General features: G+C 45.2%; 18 protein-coding genes and 1 pseudogene. 8 read left to right on the top strand and 11 right to left on the bottom strand.

The window, feature by feature from the left end:
• A pseudogene (locus tag AB7E53_RS10050) lies at window positions 1–1340 on the bottom strand (RNA degradosome polyphosphate kinase); the annotation flags it as partial.
• Between the two features lie 57 nt (window positions 1341–1397).
• Here AB7E53_RS10050 and AB7E53_RS10055 point away from each other — a divergent pair.
• Together AB7E53_RS10055 and AB7E53_RS10060 are read left to right on the top strand one after the other, a co-directional pair.
• Window positions 1398–1892 carry a metallophosphoesterase family protein gene (locus tag AB7E53_RS10055; RefSeq protein WP_446775465.1) on the top strand — a complete coding sequence of 165 codons (495 nt, stop codon included), beginning with the start codon at window positions 1398–1400 and terminating at the stop codon, window positions 1890–1892.
• Between the two features lie 4 nt (window positions 1893–1896).
• Window positions 1897–2472, top strand: a complete 576-nt coding sequence (locus AB7E53_RS10060) for an acyltransferase (RefSeq protein WP_446775467.1) — start codon at window positions 1897–1899, stop codon at window positions 2470–2472.
• Window positions 2473–2489: 17 nt separating this feature from the next.
• On the opposite strand, the gene AB7E53_RS10065 is transcribed toward AB7E53_RS10060, so the two are convergent.
• From AB7E53_RS10065 to AB7E53_RS10080, 4 genes are all read right to left on the bottom strand, one after another.
• Entirely contained in the window at window positions 2490–3530 is a 1041-nt protein-coding gene (locus tag AB7E53_RS10065; RefSeq protein WP_446775469.1) for a glycoside hydrolase family 53 protein, read from the bottom strand.
• Window positions 3527–5707 (bottom strand): TlpA family protein disulfide reductase, encoded by a 2181-nt coding sequence (locus tag AB7E53_RS10070; RefSeq protein WP_446775471.1) that lies wholly within the window; start codon window positions 5705–5707, stop codon window positions 3527–3529. Before AB7E53_RS10070 ends, AB7E53_RS10065 begins: the two co-directional genes overlap by 4 nt.
• A 324-nt stretch (window positions 5708–6031) precedes the next feature.
• A complete protein-coding gene (gene nadC, locus AB7E53_RS10075; protein ID WP_068180470.1) occupies window positions 6032–6871 on the bottom strand; it encodes a carboxylating nicotinate-nucleotide diphosphorylase in 840 nt (279 codons plus the stop codon).
• Window positions 6872–6876: 5 nt separating this feature from the next.
• Window positions 6877–7248 (bottom strand): DUF4783 domain-containing protein, encoded by a 372-nt coding sequence (locus AB7E53_RS10080; RefSeq protein WP_068180472.1) that lies wholly within the window; start codon window positions 7246–7248, stop codon window positions 6877–6879.
• 86 nt (window positions 7249–7334) lie between these two features.
• Between AB7E53_RS10080 and rlmH the strand changes: the two genes are divergently transcribed.
• Window positions 7335–7808, top strand: coding sequence for a 23S rRNA (pseudouridine(1915)-N(3))-methyltransferase RlmH (gene rlmH / locus AB7E53_RS10085; RefSeq protein WP_068180476.1), 474 nt, complete (start codon window positions 7335–7337; stop codon window positions 7806–7808).
• Between the two features lie 81 nt (window positions 7809–7889).
• On the opposite strand, the gene aroC is transcribed toward rlmH, so the two are convergent.
• From aroC to AB7E53_RS10100, 3 genes are all read right to left on the bottom strand, one after another.
• A complete protein-coding gene (gene aroC, locus AB7E53_RS10090; protein WP_446775480.1) occupies window positions 7890–8960 on the bottom strand; it encodes a chorismate synthase in 1071 nt (356 codons plus the stop codon).
• Window positions 8961–9026: 66 nt separating this feature from the next.
• Window positions 9027–9632, bottom strand: a complete 606-nt coding sequence (locus AB7E53_RS10095; protein WP_068180478.1) for an FKBP-type peptidyl-prolyl cis-trans isomerase — start codon at window positions 9630–9632, stop codon at window positions 9027–9029.
• A 49-nt stretch (window positions 9633–9681) separates the two neighbouring features.
• The gene (locus AB7E53_RS10100) at window positions 9682–10854 is read right to left on the bottom strand and encodes a MalY/PatB family protein (RefSeq protein WP_446775473.1); all 1173 of its coding nucleotides are present in this window, start codon (window positions 10852–10854) and stop codon (window positions 9682–9684) included.
• Window positions 10855–11338: 484 nt separating this feature from the next.
• On the opposite strand from AB7E53_RS10100, the gene ilvD reads away from it, so the two are divergent.
• The 5 genes from ilvD to ilvC are packed head-to-tail and all read left to right on the top strand — an operon-like array spanning window position 11339 to window position 17297.
• Window positions 11339–13171, top strand: a complete 1833-nt coding sequence (ilvD, locus tag AB7E53_RS10105; RefSeq protein WP_446775474.1) for a dihydroxy-acid dehydratase — start codon at window positions 11339–11341, stop codon at window positions 13169–13171.
• A gap of 28 nt (window positions 13172–13199) precedes the next feature.
• Window positions 13200–14903, top strand: a complete 1704-nt coding sequence (ilvB, locus tag AB7E53_RS10110) for a biosynthetic-type acetolactate synthase large subunit (RefSeq protein WP_079683741.1) — start codon at window positions 13200–13202, stop codon at window positions 14901–14903.
• 15 nt (window positions 14904–14918) lie between these two features.
• Window positions 14919–15485 (top strand): acetolactate synthase small subunit, encoded by a 567-nt coding sequence (ilvN, locus tag AB7E53_RS10115; protein WP_068180490.1) that lies wholly within the window; start codon window positions 14919–14921, stop codon window positions 15483–15485.
• Window positions 15478–16212: an acyl-[acyl-carrier-protein] thioesterase gene (locus AB7E53_RS10120; RefSeq protein WP_446775476.1), complete on the top strand. Its 735-nt coding sequence runs from the start codon at window positions 15478–15480 to the stop codon at window positions 16210–16212. Before ilvN ends, AB7E53_RS10120 begins: the two co-directional genes overlap by 8 nt.
• 38 nt (window positions 16213–16250) lie before the next feature.
• Window positions 16251–17297: a ketol-acid reductoisomerase gene (ilvC, locus tag AB7E53_RS10125; RefSeq protein ID WP_446775478.1), complete on the top strand. Its 1047-nt coding sequence runs from the start codon at window positions 16251–16253 to the stop codon at window positions 17295–17297.
• Window positions 17298–17380: 83 nt separating this feature from the next.
• Here the strand turns inward: ilvC and AB7E53_RS10130 are convergent, their stop codons facing one another.
• Genes AB7E53_RS10130 through accC form a run of 3 tightly spaced genes read right to left on the bottom strand, consistent with a single transcriptional unit; the run spans window position 17381 to window position 20971 of the window.
• Window positions 17381–18913 carry an acyl-CoA carboxylase subunit beta gene (locus AB7E53_RS10130; RefSeq protein ID WP_446775482.1) on the bottom strand — a complete coding sequence of 511 codons (1533 nt, stop codon included), beginning with the start codon at window positions 18911–18913 and terminating at the stop codon, window positions 17381–17383.
• 14 nt (window positions 18914–18927) lie between these two features.
• The gene (locus tag AB7E53_RS10135) at window positions 18928–19446 is read right to left on the bottom strand and encodes an acetyl-CoA carboxylase biotin carboxyl carrier protein subunit (protein ID WP_068180504.1); all 519 of its coding nucleotides are present in this window, start codon (window positions 19444–19446) and stop codon (window positions 18928–18930) included.
• Window positions 19447–19456: 10 nt separating this feature from the next.
• The gene (gene accC / locus AB7E53_RS10140) at window positions 19457–20971 is read right to left on the bottom strand and encodes an acetyl-CoA carboxylase biotin carboxylase subunit (protein ID WP_068180507.1); all 1515 of its coding nucleotides are present in this window, start codon (window positions 20969–20971) and stop codon (window positions 19457–19459) included.
• Window positions 20972–21081: the final 110 nt, after the last annotated feature.

A 21081-nucleotide genomic window follows, 5' to 3' on the forward strand; every position in this document is an offset into this window, starting at 1 on the left:
TTCCGAATAATAATGGCAATCTTGGCATGAACCTTCAGTCCGGGAATACTGTAAATGATCCGGATGCCCGCCTGTGTCATCTTTTCGGCGGTCAGCATGTTATTCTCCTCGTCAAAGCGAGCCTTCAACTCAACAAATACAGTCACCTTTTTCCCATTCTGCGCCGCGCTGATAAGTGTATTTATCACTGCCGAATTTTCGGCAACGCGGTACTGTGTGATCTTTATCTCATCCACTTTCGGATCGAAAGCCGCTTCCATCAGCAGCCGGATCAGGTAGTCGAACGACTGATATGGGAAGTGAAGCAATACATCCTGCTTTTTGATAGCTTTAATAACCGATCCGATTTCGTCCAGGTAAGGAATTCGCATGGGTAACAATGGCTTGCTCTCCAGCTCTTTTCCCCTTGGATTGGGTAATTTATTCAGATCCTGCAAATTCAGATAACGCCCGCCCACCACAAGATCGTCGGGAACAATCCCAAATGCATCACAAATAAACGAAAGGAAGTCGGATGGCATAGCCCGGTCATACATGAATCTGCTAAGTGCCCCAATTTTACGTTTCTTGACTTTCTTACGGATTTTCTCCAGGATATTACCAGCCTTTTCGTCTTCAATATAAATATCTGCATCCCTCGAAATCTTGATGCTATAACAACTGTCTATTATATATCCCGGAAATACACTCTGCAGGTTGGCCCTGATTATATCGTCTATAAACATTACGTAATGCTTTCCCTCGTGTTCGGGGAGTTCGATAAATCGGGGTACTTTGGCATAGGGAATCTTCATCAGCGCATAGTAATATTCCGGAACATAGTCCGGATCATTGAGCCGCTTACTGCGTTTTATCATACGGATGACCAGGTAAAGCCGGCGGTCGCGGATAAAGGTCCGTATCTCGCCAGCCTGTATCATTACGGGCGATAGAAATGGAAATACCTCTTCGTTAAAGAAGTTATGAACAAATTCTTCGTGAAACGACTGAGGTACACAGTTTTGATAGAGGAAGATATTTTCTTTATTCAGTGCCGGAAGCACCTGCTCCGTAAAGATACGGTAATATTCGCGCTGCTGTCTGTTTACCTCCTGCGTAATCTCCTCCAAAGTCTGTTCCGCCTCAGCATAACTTTCATCGGCATACTGCTTTTTCATGATTACACCCCGGTGTTCTGCTACCCTTATTTCGTAGAATTCTTCCAGGTTAGAGGAATAGATGGACAAAAACTTTATTCGTTCATACACAGGAAGAGTTTCATCTTCCGCCTCCAGTAGTACCCGGTAGTTGAAAGACAGCCAGCTGATATCCCGTTTAAAGTATTTGTATGAATTTTCCATAGTTAGACACTTGTTGTCCGTAAATATAGGTACTTTTGTGATAACAACGATACGGAAATGATTAAAATTGGACTTCTTTCGGATACACATGCCTGGTGGGACGACCGCTATGTAACTTATTTCTCCGGGTGCGACGAGATTTGGCATGCAGGAGACATCGGTTCAGAAACCCTTGCCTTGCAGCTAGCCTCAATTAAGACATTCCGGGCGGTGCATGGAAATATAGACGGATATCCGCTTCGTATACAATACCCCCGGGTGCTTCGGTTTAAGGTTGAGGAGGTTGAGGTACTGATTACACATATCGGAGGATATCCCGGCCGTTATGCTCCGGAGATTCGGGAAGAGCTGTTCTCCAATCCGCCCCAACTTTTTATTGCAGGCCATAGTCATATCCTGAAAGCTCAGTATGATCCCAAACTTCAATGCATGCACCTTAATCCAGGAGCCGCCGGTAAGAGTGGATTCCATAAGGTCCGTACATTGATGCGTTTTGTAATAGACGGTAAACAACTAAAAGACCTCGAAGTAATAGAACTTGGTAACGAATAAACATATGGATAACTTTAAGGCACACGAAACCGCCGTGATCGACCCGGGTTGCATAATCGGCGAAGGAACTCAAATCTGGCACTTTAGCCACATTATGACAGGGAGTAAACTAGGAATGAACTGTAACATCGGTCAGAATGTGGTTGTTTCGCCCGGTGTTATTCTTGGAAATGGAGTAAAAGTTCAGAACAATGTATCCATCTACACAGGTGTAACGTGCGATGACGATGTTTTTCTCGGACCATCGTGCGTTTTTACCAATGTGATTAATCCGCGTAGTTTTATCAGCCGGATAGATGAATTTAAAGCAACGCATGTTGGCAAAGGAGCAACTATCGGTGCCAACGCTACCATTGTTTGTGGCAATAATATTGGGAATTACGCACTGGTGGGTGCCGGCGCAGTGGTTACCAGTCCGGTTCCCCCCTTTGCTCTGGTAACCGGTAATCCAGCCAGACAAACAGGATGGGTGAGTAAATACGGCCACAAACTGGACTTCGATTACAACGGACGGGCCTGTTGTCCCGAAAGCGGTGAGTGGTATCGCTTTTCCGATGGAGTTGTTATAAGTGAAGGATAATATTCTAGAAGGATTCCTTACTTAAATGCATCCAGAGCTTGGGTTGGTCTGCCGTTATCACCCCAACAGCTGAGGGCGTATTTGCTCCAGCTGCGAGCTCCCTGGGGTTCCCAATAAAAGACACCTTTTCCTTTGTTTGAGGGAACTTCAGTGACTTTACGTATTACGGCTTTAAGCATGTCGTAAGTATTCTGAACCTTTGTGTCTTCTCCACCTACTTCTACAACCATAACATCCTTATGGTAGCGACTTACCATGTCGTTCATATTGTTGCCTAAATCGTCGATCGACAATGTATAGTCGGGTTTGCCTTCCAGCCAGTAGGGGTAGTAAGACATCCCGATTATATCATATTTAGCTCCGTATTTTGTGGCATTGTCGAACCACCAGCGAAAACGTTCGTTGTTATTGCCCTGATCCACATGGAGGATCACCTGCGAAGAGGGTGAAACCTCTTTAACGGCATCATAGCCTTTGTTTAGCAGTTCCACCAGTTGAGGCCAGTTATCAGTACTTCCTTCCGGATAAACCATTCCGGAGGGAATTTCATTCCCTACCTGTACCCATTCGGGGGTCACTCCTGCATCTTTAAGTGCTGTCATCACATCGGCGGTATAGGTATATAAAGCCTCCTTCAATTGCTCGAAGTTCAGCCCTTCCCATGCTTTAGGCTTTGTTTGATGCGCCGGATCGGCCCAAGTGTCGCTGTAGTGGAAATTAATCATTATACGCATTCCTGCTTTTTGAGCCCTGACAGCCATTGCAACGGTTTCTTCTTTATTGCAATGCCCGCTGTGAGGGTTATCTGATGGATCCACCCACGTACGGAGACGCACGGAATTTATCCCGTGATCTTTTAATATCTGGATACAGTCCTCTTTAACCCCGTTGTCGTTATAAAAAATATATCCGCTTTTTTCCATTTGGGGAAGCCAGCTGATATCAGCCCCTTTAGCAAAGGAAGTGCTGTCAGAGTCGGTTTTTCCTTCCACTTTGTTACAGCTCATCAACGAAATAAGTCCGGCTACAAGGAGCCAAAGTTTTGCTTTCTGCTTCATGGTTGTTTTGTTAAATACTTTGGTAATTCGAACTCAAAGTTATGCATTTGAAAGTCATCATTCCATACTTTACCCTCTTTATTAATAACAATATAGCGTGGGATACCGTTGAATTTAAACAATTGTCGGAGATAATTCATTTCATCTGCACTAATCCGATGAATATTTTTCAATTCTTGTTCGGCTACAAATTTATCGTAGTCGTTACGGGGAGATGTCCGGTCGTCGGTTATAAAAACAAAATCAAAATCCGGATTTCCAGCGTATTTGGCTCGCGTATCTTTCATGTTTTTGATACCACCAACACACGGTCCGCAGGTAGTTGCCCAGAAGTCAACAAACAGAACCTTCCCTTTCAGAGGATCAATAATTTTACGAAAGATGTTTGTTCCTTTACCTTCCGGAAGGTCATAGGCTGTTTTTTCATCCGACGGAAAAACTAAACCATAAATCCGTCTGGCTTCATTTTTAAGGAATGGATTGGTAATCCCTTCAGAAAAAGTAGTTAAGTATATGTCGGCATACTCTTTTTTAAATTTTTTGAGTGAGTAATTCAAGGAACGAACTTTGGCAATTTCATATACAAGATTTGGTTCCAGATGAAGACTATTAACCAGCAAAGAATCTTTGGTTCTCCATTGGATAAGTTCCTTTTCATGCTCTGAAACATCCTTTATTCCCTCCTTTCTATAGGAATCCAATTGTGTTTTGACTTTTTTATAGATTGCCTGGGTTAAATCTTCTTTCTTTTTATATTCGGCCTCTATTTCCGGAGTTATTTCAACAAATCTTAATTCATCTAACCAAATTATATGCTTTGTTTCTTCAGGGGTAAGCAGATGATCTTCTTTTATATTCTTCAAGTACTGGTAAAAGCTGATTGATGGAGTGACATATCGTTTGTAAAATGATTGCGAAAGAGGGGTACAATACTCGAAACGGTTTATGAAAGTACTGAATTCCGGAGATATCAATAATTCTTCATCCTGAAGGTCAATTGCATGTAGAAAATCATAGAAATCCGACGGAAGAGGTGTTTGTAAAGCCGCATTTTCTTTGTTTGCTCTAGCGCTGTAACTTCGGTTACTTTCATAATCAAACAAGTAGCTTGCCCACGTTAGCAGAATGTTGTTTTTGAGTATACGCACAGCTTTAGGAGATAAGGATTTTTCTTTTGCTGATAAATCCAGATTAGACAAATTCTCATCCCTCAAAGCTATTTGCTGCTTTAGTAATTCATTTGGATCCAGTTTATCTCCCATTTCGTACAGTTGTCTGTAGTCCGGACGTTTAAGGGTGAAGCTGTTTAACTCCCTATTTAATGATGCTAAAGAACCAAGATATTCGATTCTATTATAAATATAAGGCATATTCCTTTTCCTGTCAGCCTCAAGAAATTCGGTCCAATCCAGAATCAATCCAACCGTTTCTCCCGGTTCAATGTAAAAAGGAATCCTGTTTTGCCTGAATGTTATGTAGGTGCAAATAGGATGATTAATTTCAAAGTCGGCTTTAAAACAACCATCGGAATCGATTTGGGCAACTATGGGATAATCTTCGCGAGTTAGTACATTGCCAATATAAAGAATACCGGTTGTGAATCCTGCTCGCGGATCATAGCCCTTTATGTATCCTCTCAAGCGGGCAGTATCTTTACGAAAGAAAGGTGGGTTTTCTGCAGGACTTTTCTTTGGACTCTCTATTTCTGTTTTAACTTTGCGAATCATTTGTGCCGATTTCAAATCTTTTGTATTATCCGGACGGGCTTTTTTGTCGAGGTTGATTCCGAAGAAATCAGGAGTTTCGCCTTCACCGAAATTGATTTTCTTTACAGATTTATCGATTGGAGGAAAAATAAGGACCAATGTTGTATCACCAGATTCGGGCATATAAGTCTCCTTTCCGAACTCGGTTCCCTCAATTCCAGTAGCAAGAAGTTTTTCACCGGAGGGATCAGCCTGAATATAGGCATCACGTCCAAACTTTATCCACCATCCAGGAATAAATGTACAATGTAATGTAAGTCGGGTTTCCTTATTGGTAAGCTGTACTTGCTCAATATGGTAAATTCCGACTTTTGTAAAATCGACCGATGGGTTTGTTACCTTTCGGTTTTTTGCCGGTAAAAGGGTTGCAATACAAAGAATAGCAAGGGAAAGTGCAATTACTCTTTTCATGGTTTACATATTAAAGTTGAAAATAAATATAGATTCAAAGCTTAAAAATAATCTCTACTTTCTTTATTGAAGAAAGTTTCTTTACAAATATATATAATTATTTAATTTATATTAGTTGATTAACTTTTATTTTGAAATTCGGAATGAATTATTAATATTTAGCCTTTGAATAGAGCTTATTATCGTTTACTTTAGGATATCGGTTGTGATTGAATTGGTTGAACCAATTATGGAAGGCTGATTGAGATAGGTAATGAAGGGTTATTGAAATAAAAAAGCGGATTCCGGCAAAGGAATCCGCTTTTAAGTATGTGTTTGTATTTATTAGAAAGCCTTCAAACTCATGTCCAGACTCTTTACAGAGTGGGTGAGGGCACCAACCGAGATATAGTCGACACCACATTCTGCATAGTCACGCAATGTTGCGAAGGTGATACCTCCCGACGATTCGGTCTCGAAACGGCCGGCAATACGGCGAACCGCCTCCTTGGTATTTTCGATGTTGAAATTGTCAAGCATGATACGGTCGATACCGCCTACACGCATGGCCTCTTCAAGCTCGTCGAAATTACGTACTTCAATCTCAATTTTTAAATCCTTGCCTTTTGCTTTCAGGTAATCCTGGGCACGGGTAATCGCCTGAGTGATTCCACCGGCAAAATCAACGTGATTATCCTTAAGTAAAATCATATCGAAAAGTCCGATGCGGTGATTTACGCCTCCGCCAATCTTTACAGCCTCTTTCTCTATCATTCGCATACCCGGAGTTGTTTTACGGGTATCCAGTACACGTGTTTTGGTTCCTTCCAGCGCTTTTACGTACTTACGGGTAGTGGTGGCAATACCGCTCATTCGCTGCATAACGTTCAGCATCAGGCGTTCGGTCTGCAAAAGCGATTGAACTTTACCTTCAACCGTCAGCGCAATGTCTCCCACCTTCACTTCCGTACCATCCTGGATAAATACAGTAACCTTCAGACTTGGGTCGAAATGATGAAAAATACGTTTTGCCATTTCAACACCTGCCAAAACACCGTCTTCTTTAATGATTAACTGAGACCTGCCCATGGCGGTTTCAGGAATACAGGAGAGGGTAGTATGATCGCCGTCGCCCACATCTTCGGCAAAAGCCAACTTAATAAGTTCGTCTATCAATTGATCCATATATGCTATTCTATTCTGATTGATTGAATTAAAATTGAATCACCTGCAATTTTGTAGGTAATGTTCACGCGGTAACTAAACTGACCGCAAGACAGTTTTCCAACATAAAAGCCGGTAGTCTTCTTCTCCGCCTGATGCACCACCGTAAAGCCACTAGGCTTATTGGCAGAAAAGAAATTGGACAATAATTGGATGGCTTCCGAGCCCGGACAGCTTTTCGTTAGCGAAGGCAGTGACAGGTCCACCTCTTTGTCCATATTATTTTCCAGAGCAGAGGCATTCCCGTTGGTAAAAGCTGTTGCAATAGGATTCACATTTGCGGCATAAAGACCCAGTGAAAGAACCAATAATGCCAACATCATAGTTATTCTTCTCATATGCTTTCTTCCTTTTTGCGTTATAGCGTACAAAGGTATGTATTTTTAGTGTAACTTAGCCCCTTAAACAGGTTAAATATAGGTAGATGAAGATTTCACTTATTGTAATTGGCAAAACGGATGCCTCCTATTTTGTGGATGCAATTAACGAATACAAGAACAGATTGGTTCATTACATCCCATTCGAGATGGAGATTATTCCGGATATAAAGAACGTAAAGAATTTAAGGGAAGAACAACAGAAGGAAAAGGAAGGCGAGCTGATTTTAAAGATGTTACAGCCCGGAGATTACCTGGTTTTGCTTGATGAACATGGTAAGTCTTTTACCTCCATGGAGTTTGCAACCTACCTCGAGCGGAAGATGCATGTAGTATCCAAGAGGTTGGTCTTTGTGATTGGAGGACCTTATGGATTTAGCGAGGCAGTCTACAAAGCCGCTTCCGAAAAGATATCGCTTAGCAAAATGACCTTTTCACATCAAATGATACGGCTTATTTTTGTGGAGCAGATTTACCGGGCAATGACCATCCTTAACAACGAACCCTATCACCACGAATAAAGACAAAAACTAAAAACCGGTCCGCATCCCCTTTCAATCGAAGAAGTTGCGGACCGGTTCCTTTTTCCTGTTCACTATCAATTATCCTCTTGTCTTCTGTATAAGCAGATAGTCTAGAATAGTCATAGCCGCCATAGCCTCCACGATGGGAACAGCTCTGGGTAAAACACACGGATCATGTCTTCCTTTGGCTTTCAGAATCGTATCTTCGCCAGTTTTGGTAACGGTTTGCTGTTCCATCAAAATGGTAGCCACCGATTTGAATGCAACCCGGAAGTAGATATCTTGTCCATCTGATATACCACCTTGTATTCCGCCGGAATAGTTGGTATGGGTATTGATTTTACCGTTGTCGTTATAAAACCGGTCGTTCCGTTCGGAGCCACGGTAAAGCGCAGCCTCGAAGCCATCACCATATTCAAATCCCTTAACGGCATTGATGCTCAGCATGGCACTTCCCAAAGCCGCATGAAGCTTACCGAATACCGGCTCACCCAATCCTACCGGAGTACCTTTAATAACACACGTAATAACACCACCGATGGTATCACCCTGCGATTTAACCTCGGCAATCAACTCCTCCATCTCGGCCGCTTTTTGCGGATCCGGACAACGAACCGCATTGCTTTCGGTAAGACTCAGGTCGTAAGCCTGGTACGATTTATCCAGTTTAAGCGAGCCTACCTGCGAAGTGAAAGCCTGAATGTGAATACCCTCCTGCATAAGTACAAGTTTGGCAATAGCACCAGCCACGCAACGGGCGATGGTTTCGCGGGCCGACGAACGTCCCCCTCCACGATGGTCGCGTATGCCGTATTTGGTCTGGTAGGTATAATCGGCATGCGATGGCCGGAATACCTCTTTCATATTGTCGTAATCGGCCGAATGCTGGTTGTCGTTCCAGATAATAAATCCGATGGGAGTACCTGTGGTTTTCCCCTCAAATACACCCGAGAGGAATGTCACCTCATCGGCTTCCTTCCTGGGAGTCGTGATTTTGGACTGTCCCGGTCTGCGTCTGTTCAACTCGTTCTGGATAAAGGTCATATCCAGTTCAATACCAGCCGGACAACCGTCTATAACTCCGCCTATACCGGCTCCGTGCGATTCGCCAAACGAAGTTAACCTGAATAAATTTCCGAAAGTGTTCATCATAATCCGTAGTATGGTAATTAAAAAGGGCAGCCTTACGGTTGCCCTCTAGTAACTATTTCTTAATTAGTGACAGCCGCAACCGCTTCCGCAACCGCCTTCTTCCTTGTCTTCACCGCTACCGCAGCCACAACCGCCGCTACCGCAGCCGCCGCCTTCGCCGCTTCCACAACCGCAACCACCTGCAGGAGCAAGTAATTTAGCCAGTTCTTCTGCAGTAGGCTCATGTACGTCAAGTACTTCACCTGTAAAATGCAACGTTTCGCCAGCCAATGGGTGGTTAAAGTCCATCTTGATTGTATCTTCTCCAACTTCCAGTACAGAACCGTTCAAACGGTTACCGGTAGAATCCATCATAGGAACTGTGTTACCTTCCTGAATCATTTCGTCGTCGAATTTACCATCCACTTCAAAGATATGTTTTGGAAGATCAAGAACATGTTCTTCATCATATTCGCCATAGGCATCGGCAGGAGACAGAGAAAAGTCAAACTTTCCGCCAACTTCCAGACCAGCCAAAGCTTTTTCGAATGCAGGGAGCATGGAGTCCGTGCCAAAAATAAAGCTAAGAGGGGCTTCAACAGATGCTCTTTCCATCAATTCCTGTTCTCCGCCTTCACCAACGTTAAGGTCGTAAGTAACCGAAACGAACTTATTTGCTGCAATTTTCATTTGTTTTTATTTTAATGTATATTCAAAAAATGTTTGCAAAGATACTAAATTATTTTTGTTCAACCGCTTTCTTTAATCGGTTCAACGACTCTTCTATAACAGAACGGGGGCATCCAATGTTCATGCGCATGTAGCCTTCACCCTCCTTGCCGAAAATGCTTCCGTCGTTCAACGCCAGACCTGCTTTATCTTTGAACAGCTTCGTAAGTTCGGGTTGCGACAAGCCAAGACCTTTGCAGTCGAGCCAGATCAGGAAAGATGCCTGGGGCTCGTAGGCTTTTATCTGCGGAAGTTTGTTTTTAAGGAAATTATCTACAAAACGCACATTTTCCATAATGTAGGTCCGCATTTGTTGCAACCATTCCGCTCCGTATGTATAAGCCGCTTTGGTGGCTTCGTAGGCAAAAATAGTGCCGTCGTTAAACTCACCCGCTTCCAGAAAACCGTAAAACTCTTTGCGCAGTTCCGGATTGGGAACAATGGCATACGAAGTTACAATGCCTGCAATATTAAAGGTTTTGCTTGGAGCCATGAATGTGATGCTGATGTTGGCAGCAGTTTCGGAAGCTTTGGCAAAAGGCAGGTGCGGATATTGCGGGTAGGTGAGTTCGGCATGAATCTCGTCCGAGATCACCAATACACCATGATGTGCGCAGATGTCTGCCAACTTCGACAAGGTTTCCTTGTTCCAAACAATTCCGGCCGGATTGTGAGGGTTGCAAAGAATCAATACCTTGCATCCTTCTATAACCGATTCAAGCTGTTCGAAATCCATCTGATAAACCCCTTCTGTAAGTTTCAGCGGATTGTATACAACGGTACGATTCATTTTTTCGGGAACCAGACGGAACGGATGGTACACAGGCGACTGAATCAGAACCTTATCGCCGGGATTTGTGAAACATTGCAGCGCAAAAGCAATCCCTTTAACGATTCCCGGAATATAGGAGAGAGATTCTCTGCTTATTTTCCAATTATGCTTATAGTCAACCCAATTGATAATGCTGTTGTAATAATCATCGTCGGCAAATGTATACCCGAACACTTCATGCTTGCATCGCTCCTTCAGAGCGTTGACAATAAAATCGGGGGTGCGGAAATCCATATCCGCCACCCACAGAGGTGTAAGGTCCGGATTGCCGTAGCGTGCCTTCAAGGCATCTACTTTTATACAATTTGTACCTCGCCTGTCAACAATTTCATCAAAATTATATTGTTTCATACGTCTAATAATTAAGTAAAGGAGGCATACAATCGCAGTTAATACGATTCATAATCTCTTTAAACCGGCCAAAGATACAAATTAATTGTTTTCTGCTTAATGATTTAACAGACATCCTGTCTTTTTAACTCCCTGTCAGGACCCATTTAGCTTCTATATCGGGGCAAAGAGAGCTGTTTTTATATTAAAATGGAATATAAAAGAGTGGTATTATTTATAAATGAAAGAAAAAGTAATAAAAAAATGATGAATTCTTTGTAAGAACAAAATATTGTTCTACATTTGCGCCATCGTAATATAGATTAAAAAGCGAAAGTATGATTAACAGCATTCTACATAGCATTATTCTCGTGGTGGTTCTTCTAGTCATTAGAAGATAAGAGAAAGGTGTGTAAAGAATTGCGTGTTGTAAGAAATTCTTAAAGCCTTTCTCCGTAGAGAAGGGCTTTTTTTATAAACAGAAAAGGAAAGGAAACGAAGGATAATGAAAAATCAATTAAGAAGTTCATATAGTACTCAGGGCCGCAGAATGGCTGGAGCACGGGCCTTATGGCGTGCCAATGGTGTGAAAGAAGAGCAATTTGGCAAACCAATTATCGCAGTTGTCAATTCATTTACCCAATTTGTACCTGGTCACGCCCACCTGCATGAAATTGGTCAGCAGGTAAAAAAGCGGATCGAAGCATTGGGCTGCTTTGCTGCCGAATTCAACACCATCGCCATAGACGACGGAATCGCTATGGGACACGACGGGATGTTGTATTCCCTTCCTTCCAGAGACATCATTGCAGATAGTGTGGAGTATATGGTTAATGCCCACAAGGCCGATGCCATGATCTGCATCAGCAATTGCGATAAAATTACTCCGGGTATGCTGATGGCCACCATGCGGCTGAATATCCCGACCATCTTTGTGTCCGGCGGACCAATGGAGGCGGGCGAGCTGGATGGTCAGGCGTTAGACCTGATCGATGCCATGGCAGATGCAGTGGACGAGACCGTAAGCGACGAACGGGTAAAACGAGTGGAACATGCCGCTTGTCCCACCTGCGGAAGCTGCTCGGGTATGTTTACCGCCAACTCCATGAACTGCCTCAACGAGGCACTTGGACTGGCACTGCCGGGTAACGGCACCGTTGTGGCAACCCATGCAAACCGGAAACGATTATTTGAAGATGCGGCCGATCTGATTGTAGAGATGGCCTATAAATATTACCGCGATGGAGATGCAACGGTATTGCCCCGTTCCATTGCGACACGTACGGCATTCTTAAACTCCATGGCGCTGGATATAGCGATGGGAGGATCAACCAACACAGTATTGCACCTTTTGGCTATCGCCCACGAGGCTGAGGTGGACTTCACCATGAAAGACATCGATGCCTTGTCGCGTACAACACCGGTTATATGTAAGGTGGCTCCCAGTTCGTCGTACCATGTGCAAGACGTAAACCGTGCTGGAGGAATTATGGCCATCATGCAGGAGCTTATAAAGGCCGGTCTGGTGGATGGCAACGTACACCGTGCCGACGGACGAACATTGAGCGAAGCCGTGGAGGCGTTGAGCATAACCAAAGCCAATCCCGATCCTAAGGCAGTAGATCTGTACAAGAGCGCTCCGGCAGGAAAATTCAACCTGGTAATGGGTTCTCAATCTTCTTCCTATAAGACATTGGATACCGACCGCCAGCAGGGATGCATCCGCGATGTGGAGCATGCCTATGTAAAAGATGGCGGATTGGCCGTGTTGTACGGAAACATTGCCGAAGGCGGATGTGTTGTAAAAACAGCCGGTGTAGATCCCAGCATATTTAAATTTAACGGACCAGCCAAAGTATTTGATTCGCAGGATGCCGCTTGCGAGGGTATTTTAAGAAATCAGGTGGTGGCCGGCGATGTGGTGGTGATAACCTACGAAGGGCCCAAAGGCGGACCGGGTATGCAGGAGATGCTTTATCCTACCACCTATATAAAAGCAAGATATTTAGGAAAAGAGTGTGCGCTGATAACCGACGGACGTTTTAGCGGAGGAACCTCCGGCTTGTCCATCGGCCATATCTCTCCCGAAGCTGCGGCAGGCGGAGCGATTGGACTGGTTCGCAACGGCGACACGATCGAAATCAATATCCCCGAACGATCCATTCGGGTGAAACTATCAGACGAAGAGCTGGCAGCACGCAGAAAAGAAGAGGAGGCACGCGGCCCCAAAGCCTTTACACCGCCTGCTCGTCAGCGTACGGTATCCAAGGCTTTACGAGCCTATGCTAAAATGGTAAGCTCCGCCGATCAGGGAGCGGTTCGAATTGTAGAAGATTAAAAACGCAGAACAAAGAAGCTATAATGGTATGGAGACAAAAAAAATAACCGGATCGGAAGCCTTTTTGCGCACATTGATTGCCGAAGGCGTTGATACTATTTTCGGGTATCCCGGGGGGGCTATTATTCCAGTATATGATTGCTTGTATGATTTCAGAGATCAGATAAGACATATTTTGGTGAGACACGAACAAGGGGCGACCCACGCAGCCCAGGGCTATGCCCGTGTGAATGGCAAAGTGGGCGTAGCGATGGTAACCAGCGGTCCGGCTGCAACCAATGCCATAACAGGTATTGCAGACGCCATGATGGACAGCACACCGATTGTCGTTATCACCGGTCAGGTTGCCTCACCTTTGTTGGGAACCGATGCGTTCCAGGAGACAGATGTGGTAGGTATTACACAACCTATAACCAAATGGTCGTATCAGATACGCAAACCCGAAGAGATTGCCTGGGCTATTTCAAGGGCATTCTATATTGCATCGACGGGCCGGCCGGGTCCGGTTGTAATCGACTTCGCAAAAGATGCACAGAATGCATTGGTAGACTATACCTACGAAAAGGTAGATTACATCCGCAGCTATCAGCCGGTTCCCGACTTGGATATGGACTTGATTGCCGAAGCGGCAGAGCTGATCAACAATGCAAAGAAACCCTTTGCACTGGTAGGACAGGGCGTTGTGCTTGGTCATGCTGAAAAAGAGTTGATGACATTCCTGCAGAAGGCAGACATACCAGCTGCGGCAACTGTACTGGGGCTGTCGGCCATGCCTACGGATTTCCCGCTTAATAAAGGGATGCTGGGTATGCACGGGAATGTTGGTCCGAATCGCAAAACAAACGAATGCGATGTGCTTATTGCCATCGGAATGCGTTTCGACGACCGGGTTACCGGCGATCTTAAAACCTATGCCAAACAGGCAAAAGTAATCCACTTTGATATCGATATTTCCGAAATAGGGAAGAATGTAATTCCCGCCGTGCCGGTGCCGGGCGACGCCAAGGAAACGCTGGCAGCCATCACCGAATTTGTAAAACCAGCCAAACACACCGATTGGGTAAATTCGTTTATCCCGGACGAGCAGGAGGAAGACGAAAAGGTAATTCAGGACGAGCTATATCCCAAATCAGGCAAATTGCGCATGGGCGAGGTTATCCGCAAGGTATCCGAAGCAACCAACAACGATGCGATTCTGGTTACCGATGTAGGTCAGAACCAGATGATGGCCGTTCGTTACTTCAAATACAAACAGACCCGCAGCGTGGTTACCAGCGGCGGACTAGGTACGATGGGATTCGGATTGCCTGCCGCCATAGGCGCCAAAGTGGGAGCACCCCACCGCGAAGTATGCATGTTTACCGGCGACGGAGGCATGCAGATGACAATCCAGGAGCTGGGAACTATCATGCAGGAAAAGCTGAATGTTAAGATGATCATCCTGAATAACAATTTCCTCGGGATGGTACGCCAGTGGCAGGAGCTGTTCTATAAAGAGAGATATTCGGCAACCATTATGGAAAACCCCGATTTTGTGGCGATCGCCTCGGCTTACCGGATTGCAGCCCGCCAGGTTGAGAAACGCGAAGAGCTGGACGATGCCATTCACGAAATGCTTTCGCACGACGGACCCTACCTGCTGGTAGCCGAAGTGGAAGAGAGGGGCATGGTATATCCTATGGTTCCTGCGGGAGGTTGCGTTACGAATATAATCATGGGTGACAATCAATAATCGGGAGGAATTGCTATGGCAGATAAAACATTATATACCGTTACTATATTTTCTGAGAACACCGTGGGGTTGCTTAATCAGATTACGATTATCTTTACCCGCAGGCAGTTGAACATCGAAACATTGTCGGTATCCCCTTCGGCTTTGGAGGGTATCCATAAGTTCACAATCACCACGTTCTCGGACGAGTACACCATCGACAAGGTGGTTAAGCAGATCGATAAGCGGGTAGACATCCTGAAGGCCTTTTACAATACCGACGAAGACCTTGTGTTTCAGGAAATCGCCCTGTATAAGCTAAGCACAGAGCTGTTCCTTAAAATGGGATCTGTAGAAGACCTGATACGCAAGCACAATGCCCGTATCCTGGAGATCAACGAGGTATGTGTCGTTTTGGAGAAAACCGGACATTATGCCGAAACCAAGGCCCTGTTTAAGGAGCTGAGCGAAATGATCGGCGTGTTGCAGTTTATCCGTTCGGGCAGAATTGCCATCAACAAGAGCAAAGTAGAACGGTTGAGCGACATGCTGGCCCTGATGGAAAAGAAAAAACAAGAAAAAGAGAAGGCAACGAATGAGTAAGGTCGGAGAATTCCATTTTGTATCTGAATCCTATTTGCTCGATTTCAGAGGACGGGTAACCATCCCGATGATGGGTAATTACCTGCTTCATGCCTCCAGCACCCATGCCGAACAAAGAGGCTTTGGCTTCAACGCCATGGCAAGTCAGGGATGTGCCTGGGTGCTTTCGAGGATGGTGATAGAGATGAAATCCTATCCCACCATGCTTCAGCCCTTCACCATTACAACCTGGGTGGAAGATGCGAATAAACTCTTCACAAGCCGTTGCTTTGCTATCCGCAATGCAGAAGGAGAGGCGATGGGCTATTGCAGAACACTTTGGGCGGCCATCGATCTGGAGAGCCGTAAGCCCACCGATCTGGCACGCCTGGATAATAACCTGCATTCATTTATTGTGGACGAACCCTGTCCCATCGAAAAACCCGGTAAGATACAGGCGGCAGAGAAAGACACGGAGGGCGAACCCTACAAGGTGCGTTACAGCGACCTCGATGTGAACGGACATTTCAACAGCATCAAGTACATCGAGCACCTGCTGGATATGTTTGACCTGTCGATGTTTGCAGATAAAGAGGTGAGCCGTTTCGAGATTGCCTACATGGCAGAAGGAAAATACGGAATGGAAATGTTCCTTCATAAAAAAGAGATAGATCCCCTGCGGTATGTAACCTCCATCTGCGATAAGGATGGAAAGGCGATATGCCGGGCGGAGATAACCTGGAAATAAGAAATAAATTTGGTTTTTAATTTAAAAATAAAGAAAACATGGCAGTAATGAATTTTGGCGGTGTAGAAGAAAACGTAGTTACCCGCGAAGAATTTCCATTGGAAAAGGCAAGAGAAGTATTGAAAAATGAAACAATCGCAATTATCGGTTACGGAGTTCAGGGTCCGGGTCAGAGTCTGAACCTGCGCGACAATGGCTTCAATGTAATTGTTGGTCAGCGTAAGGAATCAAAAACATGGGATAAAGCCGTAGCCGATGGATGGGTACCGGGCGAAACCCTTTTTGATATCGAAGAGGCATGTCAGAAAGCCACCATCATCCAGTATCTGCTTTCGGATGCCGCTCAGATCGAGGTATGGCCAACTGTACAGAAGCACCTTACTCCGGGCAAGGCATTGTATTTTTCTCACGGATTCGCCATCACTTACAAGGAACGTACCGGAATCGTACCTCCTGCCGATGTGGATGTAATCCTGGTTGCTCCTAAAGGATCTGGAACAAGTCTGCGCCGTATGTTCCTTCAGGGACGCGGCCTGAATTCAAGCTACGCTATTTTCCAGGATGCTACCGGCCGTGCATACGACAGAGTAGTGGCATTGGGTATCGGCGTTGGTTCGGGTTACCTGTTTGAAACCACATTCAAACGCGAAGTATATTCAGATTTAACCGGCGAACGCGGTACATTGATGGGTGCTATCCAGGGTATCTTTGCTGCACAGTACGAAACACTACGTGCCAACGGTCACACTCCATCCGAAGCATTCAACGAAACCGTAGAAGAACTTACCCAGAGCCTTATGCCTTTGGTAGCCGAAAACGGAATGGACTGGATGTATGCCAACTGCTCTACAACTGCACAACGCGGTGCATTGGACTGGTGGAAAAAGTTCCGCGATGCAAGCAAGCCTGTATTTGAAGAACTTTACAGCGAAGTAGCTAAAGGAAACGAAGCACAACGCTCTATCGATACAAACAGCAAACCCGACTATCGCAAAGGTCTTGAAGAAGAATTGAAAGAACTTCGTGAAAGCGAAATGTGGCAGGCTGGTATGGTAGTTCGTAAACTACGTCCGGAAAACAGCTAATCGGATTTATCCATCATAATAAAAGCCCGGTTGTATTCTTTAGAATACAACCGGGCTTTATTCATTTATGCGATATTGCCGCCTTATAAGGGCATGTTACCATGCTTCTTGGGCGGATGGGTAACACTCTTGTTTTGTGTCATCTCCAGCGCCTGAATCAATTTATAGCGAGTCTTCTTCGGCAGGATAATCTCGTCGATGTATCCCAACTCGGCTGCCCGGTAGGGATTGGCAAATTTTTGGGTGTATTCGCTCACCGCTTCGGCTTTTGCCTCCTCATTTTCGGAACGGTACAGAATATTAACAGCCCCCGAAGCCCCCATCACCGCAATTTCTGCCATAGGATAAGCCAGGTTCACATCGGCACCGGTCTGCTTGCTCGACATCACGATGTAGGCACCACCGTAAGCCTTACGGGTAATAAGCGTAATTTTAGGAACAGTAGCTTCGGCATAGGCATACACCACTTTGGCACCGTGACGGATTATACCGTTGTGCTCCTGGTTGGTTCCCGGCAAGAAGCCCGGAACATCCTCGAAGGTAATGAGGGGAATATTGAAACAGTCGCAGAAGCGGATAAAGCGTGCGGCTTTGTCGGATGCATCAATATCCAGCACCCCGGCATAATAGGCCGGCTGGTTGGCAACAATACCCACGGAACGTCCACCCATACGGGCAAACCCTATCACCACATTCTTGGCAAACGAAGGCATCACCTCGAAGAAATAATGATCGTCCACCACCGGCTCTATAATATCCTTGATGTCGTAAGGGATATTCGGATCGTCGGGTATCACCTGCTGCAGCGACTCCTCTTCCCGCCGTATATCGTCGTTGCAAGGACGAACAGGCGCATCTTCCATATTATTGGAAGGCAGAAAACTGAGCAGCTCCCGTATGGAGGTCAGCGTCTCCTCTTCCGTATCATTCATGAAATGAGCCACGCCGCTTTGAGAAGTATGGGTATAGGCACCCCCCAGATCCTCTTTTGTAACCTCTTCGTGCGTTACCGCCTTCACCACATCCGGACCGGTAACAAACATATGGCTCTTCTCCTTTACCATAAAGATAAAGTCGGTCAGCGCCGGCGAGTAGCAGGCACCTCCGGCACACGGTCCCAGAATGGCCGATATCTGCGGAATCACACCAGACGAAAGCGTATTCTGATAAAAGATGGAAGCATATCCTGTAAGACTCTCCACCCCTTCCTGTATACGTGCCCCTCCGGAATCGTTCAACGCAATAACCGGAGCACCGTTCTTCAGGGCCAGTGTCTGTACCTTAAGTATCTTATTGGCATTCGATGCACTAAGCGAACCACCCAATACGGTAAAATCGTAGGCATATACAAAAACCAGCCGTCCATCAATTTTACCATGACCGGAAACAATCCCGTCGCCGGCAATTTTGGATTTCTCCATGTTAAAGTCGGTGCAGCGATGAACCACAAACTTGTCCATTTCCACAAATGATCCTTTATCCAGCAACAGATCAATACGTTCGCGGGCAGTTAGTTTACCGGCTTCATGCTGCTTATCAATCTTACTCAAGCCTCCACCAAGCGAAGCCGCCTTGTCGAGTTCAATAAATTCCTTATATAGCTTTTCGTTTTCCATCATATTCTTCCGTCTTATTCTTCTGTCTTATTAATTTCGAGCGTAATCAACACCTGATCGTTTGTAACAGTGTCTCCTTCTTTAACCAGTACCTCCTTAACACAACAGTCGGAGTTAACCTTATAATTGCTTTGCATTTTCATGGCCTCAATCACCACAACCGTATCGCCGGCCAACAGATTGTCGCCTTCCTTAACAAGCACCTTCACTACCTTGCCGGGCATCGGCGCGATTATTTTGTTATCCGGTTTGTTTTCGTCTTTGCGTCTCATGCGCAGATACTTGGCCTGGGTATCCACAATCTCCACCGGATACGAAGAGAAGTAGGTACTCACCTTATAAGAGCGGCCGTTTTCTGCCCGGATAAGTTCGGCATTATAGGATTTCCCTTCATGCAGGATGGAGCAATAACCATTTTCTACAATCATTATATCCACCTCAAACTCCTTACCGTCTATTGTAAGTAACACCTTGTTACCCTCTTTGCTTTTTAATTCTACTTCAGCAACCCTGTTTCCGATATGTATCTCCATAGTGTTTCGTTTAAATTCTTAATACTCCCTTTTGCATACCAAACTCTTTCCACCGGCTGATAGGCCGGTTGTCGGCAGCCTGCGAGGGTTTGTTTTCATCCAGGTTCATCAGGTAATCGATGTAGGCCGCAATCAAGGCAATGTTTTCAGATTTTTCTTTGTTGATGCTTACGCCCTTAATTAAAAAGTCTGCGTTGGTCTCAATAAACTTGGTATCATAGGTACCCTGTTCGAAGTCGGGCGTATCCAACAGATGACGCAGGTAGCTGATATTCGTCTTAATACCCGTAATTTTATATTCGTGAAGCACACGCTTCATCCGTTCGATGGCAAACTTACGTGAAGTAGCCCATACAATCAGTTTACCGATCATCGGGTCGTAATACACCGGAATTTCGTAACCCTCGTAGGCATAACTGTCAATCCGTACACCGATGCCCGTAGGCTCGGCAAGCTGACGAATAATTCCCGGCGAAGGCATAAAATTATTTTCGGTATCTTCTGCACAAATGCGGCATTCAATGGCATGTCCGCGCTGCACGATATCTTCCTGCCGCAAATGCAAACGCTCTCCGTTAGCCACCCGTATCTGCTCCTTTACCAGATCTACGCCCAGCACCTCTTCGGTGATGGGATGTTCAACCTGCAGGCGCGTATTCATTTCAAGAAAATAGAAATTGTATTCGTTATCAACCAGAAACTCGATTGTTCCCGCATTTACATAGTTTACTGCTTTGGCAGCGGCTACGGCTTTTTTACCCATTTCATCGCGCAGGGCGGGAGTTATAAAAGGAGAGGGCGACTCTTCCACCATCTTCTGGTTTCGTCGCTGGATGGAACACTCACGTTCGCAAAGGTGTATAATATTTCCGTAATTGTCACCCAGAATCTGAAATTCAATGTGATGAGACTTTTCAATGTATTTTTCTACATACACAATTTCGGAACCGAACGACGAAAGAGCTTCCGAACGGGCTGCCAGAAAGGCTTCAGCGGCTTCACTCTCTTCACGTATCAGCCGCATCCCTTTGCCACCGCCACCCATGGAGGCCTTCAATATAACCGGAAATCCGATCTCTTTACAGATACGGATAGCCTCTTCCGGACTGTCTATCTGCCGTTCTATACCCGGAACAACCGGTACGCCGGCTTTAATCATTTGCTTTCGGGCCGATATTTTATCACCCATCGCTTCCATGGATTCGGGAGCCGGACCGATAAAAATGATTCCGGATTCGCGTACTTTACGTGCAAACTCTGCATTTTCAGATAAAAAACCATATCCTGGATGGATGGCATCGGCACCACATTTAAGAGCAACCTCAATAATCTTAGGTATATTAAGGTAACTTTCCTGCGAAGCAGCCGGACCGATGGGATAGGCCTCGTCGGCATATAAAACATGTCTCGATGAACGGTCGGCTTCCGAAAAAACAGCAACCGATTTAATATTCATCTCTCTGCAAGAGCGCATTATACGAATGGCAATCTCTCCACGATTGGCTATTAAAATCTTTTTTATCATGTTCCTAACACTCTTTATTATTCAACCAACTAGTTGAATTCAGTTTGACATTACTATATATAACAAAGTATAGACGAAAATGGGTTAGAAGAAATTGAATTTTCATCCGT

The sequence above is a fragment of the Macellibacteroides sp. genome, from assembly GCF_050251695.1.
Lineage (GTDB): Bacteria > Bacteroidota > Bacteroidia > Bacteroidales > Tannerellaceae > Macellibacteroides > Macellibacteroides fermentans.